Below are 2,553 nucleotides of genomic sequence, written 5' to 3'. Positions count from 1 at the left end.
ACCTTCTCTAATGATCGCTCCTACCTGGATACGCACCTTGGCTGTGTAGGTAACACCCCAGCCAGTGCGGCCATCACGACCGATATTGCGTTCACGTTCGCAAACGCATTTTAATTCGATCGTTTCACGCTGCCAGCCATCAAAACCAAAGATGCGATTTGCTTCTGCGATCACATGCCAACCTTCTAGGTAAGAAAAGCTGCGATTTGATTGATTGCGATATTGAACATTAGCGCGATCAAGCGGTGCTGCTAGCGCATGTTGTTGTTGAGTAGAAAACATAGTAAATCAAGTGTTAAAAGGATAAATGGAAATAAATTGAACAATTATAAGTTAATTAATTTATTTTCCAACTGCGGCGATTAAGAAGAGTGGCGCCACTTACTTCTAAGCCTTTTTTTAGTGCAGCCTTTATTGCATTTTTATCTGGTGCTGTACTGGTTTTAACAACTAACCACTCAGCTGTAATTTTATCTAGATCAATAATTTCAACAACAGTTGATTTACGACTTGTTAGTTCATGGTTAGGAAAAGAAAAGCGTGTTGCTTCTGGTTGTAAATGTGTAAGCACATATAGAAGCGATTGCTCAAGGGCATCAGCTCTGGTTTGATCAGCTTTGGCAATATCACTAAGCCTTTTGGCTTGTTGTTGCCTATAGCTAGCTTGTGCCCGTAGATGATCAATTACCCAACAGGTTGCATCAGCTTTATCTGATAGTTTTTGCTTATTACCTTCTTCTTGTAATAAGGCAGCTTCTAGTTCACCTAGAGCTGATTGAACAAGTTCTGGATCTTCTAGCTCTAACTGTGCAGCAAAAGCAGCGATCTGAGCTGTAAGTGCTTGGGCTTCTATACCAAGCTGCCATAGACCTAAACCAGACCTCATTGGGGCGGACCCCACAGGGGCAGACCCCAAAGGGGCGGAGGGAACCGGGTGTGGAACTGAGGGAAGGGAAACCATAGTGATTAAGCGCAAATAGGGTTTAAAGAAATAGAGCTGGCATCAGCACTGGTGGCACGGCCACTGGTGCCATGGCCACAGGAGGCCTCAGCAGCAGAGATTTGCCTAATGGCAATTGGCACAGCTGATCTGGCACTTAGCTTTCGCGCTTGCTGAATTAGATCGGCAGTGCCCTTACCGCCAGGGAAGGCGATCACCAGGATTGAGATCTGCTCCTGTGTGGGTAACTGCAGAGCTATTGCCTTTTCAATTGCAAGCTGCAGTAACTGCTGATTACGAATTGGCCCTGCACAACGGCCATGGCGCTGCCAATCAGCTGAGATAGCAAGGCACGGCCAAGCCAATAGATGGGCGGCACGGTTGATGGCAGCATCAGCACCTTTTGCATTGCCGTGGATCAATAAATGAACACGACAACCAGAAACACGTGCTAACAATGTTCGGGCACAATCTTGATCAGAAATGATCAGATCACGGCCACCACAAGCAACAATAATTTTAGACATAAGCAATTAAATGCAATAATAAACTTGAAAGAAAAAACTTACCGCAGGCGATGGGCTCGTGGCCTTTGGTGCCTCCATATTTTAGCATATAATTAATAGCTTAACCAGCCAAAGCGGTTGCAAAAACTGAGCAAATACGGCAGCCGCCGGAATAACTTTAGGGCCAATTCTTATTATTAAATGGGCCAATCAATAGAGCGGAGGCTGAGAACGAAAAGGCACAGCCGCAGGATGTGCCAAGTTCGATAAGCCGAACGCTCGGCCCTGTGGGTCTCGGGCCTATGGGCCTGGTGCTGAGTGTCTTGGCCCTGTGGGTCTCGGGCCTATGGGCCTTGGTGCTGAGTGTCTTGGCCCTAGGGGGCTCGGGCCTTGGGTACGGCAATAGCGGGTATGTATTACCTCGTTTTCTGGGAGCGCAGATCTACTGCAACGGTTGTTTATGCCACAAGTGCTGCTCAGGCAAGACGGCTTGCTGCTAAGCAAAAGAAAAAGGGTTACGGCTCTATTGCTTCTGCCCGGCGGGCAGTTGCTGCTGATGTTGCTCTAGTACGTAAAGGCAGTTGGGTAAGGCGGCGGCGTAATGGAACTAGCCCGCAATTTGGCAGTGCAAAACAAAAAGCAGCCGCTAGAAGCTTGCATAGTGCTTATCGCAGTTGGCTGTGAAGATGCAGAGCTGGGTTTGGAATCACCCAGCAATCGGCAGAACGAGAAGCTAATGATTGCTCAAGGTGGTCTAAAACTCCCTTAAGCTACAGGAATCCTTTTTATCTCCTTAATTATCATGAAAAATCTCAAAACGTTTATTTTGTTGTTAGGCATTGGCTGCTCGGCTTTGTTTGCTCCCCCTATTTATGCCGGCGGCTGCAAATTTCATGGAACTACCGCTCTTAGTTGCGAAGACGGTAAAGGTGGATATGTGAATACGTTTTTTAATGGGGAAAAGTGGACTGAACCTGTATCTTCCCAGTCAGCTAACCACAATGTGGCTCCGGTGAGAATTATTAGGGTTGTTCAACCTATATATATTGACAATAGAGACTACATTTGCAACAGAGGCTATTGCAGAGCTACCTATTATCCAAGGTA

The 2,553-nt window shown here is 46.6% G+C and carries 5 protein-coding genes; 2 read left to right on the top strand and 3 right to left on the bottom strand.

Annotated features, from left to right (window positions below; all coding sequences use genetic code 11):
- The 3 genes from KB557_RS10615 to KB557_RS10605 form a co-directional block, all read right to left on the bottom strand.
- On the bottom strand, positions 1-282 hold a 282-nt coding region (locus KB557_RS10615; protein WP_255134025.1), incomplete at its 3' end, for a Rad52/Rad22 family DNA repair protein.
- Between the two features lie 55 nt (positions 283-337).
- Complete coding sequence (locus KB557_RS10610) at positions 338-886, bottom strand: siphovirus Gp157 family protein (protein ID WP_255125332.1); 549 nt, start codon at positions 884-886, stop codon at positions 338-340.
- An 80-nt stretch (positions 887-966) separates the two neighbouring features.
- Complete coding sequence (locus KB557_RS10605; RefSeq protein ID WP_255134024.1) at positions 967-1,467, bottom strand: SLOG family protein; 501 nt, start codon at positions 1,465-1,467, stop codon at positions 967-969.
- Between the two features lie 369 nt (positions 1,468-1,836).
- Between KB557_RS10605 and KB557_RS10600 the strand changes: the two genes are divergently transcribed.
- Both KB557_RS10600 and KB557_RS10595 read left to right on the top strand, forming a co-directional pair.
- On the top strand, positions 1,837-2,130 hold the full coding sequence (locus tag KB557_RS10600; protein WP_255125223.1) for a hypothetical protein: 294 nt from the start codon (positions 1,837-1,839) through the stop codon (positions 2,128-2,130).
- 118 nt (positions 2,131-2,248) lie between these two features.
- On the top strand, positions 2,249-2,553 hold a 305-nt coding region (locus KB557_RS10595), incomplete at its 3' end, for a hypothetical protein (RefSeq protein WP_255134021.1).

Origin of the sequence: Synechococcus sp. Cruz CV12-2-Slac-r, from assembly GCF_024346075.1 — a bacterium.
GTDB lineage: Bacteria > Cyanobacteriota > Cyanobacteriia > PCC-6307 > Cyanobiaceae > Synechococcus_D.
Note: the sequence above shows the minus strand (reverse complement) of the source record. Positions and strands in the feature narration are given on the sequence as shown.

Excerpts from the sequence above, each read along its gene's own strand:
- KB557_RS10605 (WP_255134024.1), bottom strand. The coding sequence starts at position 1,467 with ATGTCTAAAATTATTGTTGCTTGTGGTGGCCGTGATCTGATCATTTCT.
- KB557_RS10610 (WP_255125332.1), bottom strand. The coding sequence starts at position 886 with ATGAGGTCTGGTTTAGGTCTATGGCAGCTTGGTATAGAAGCCCAAGCA.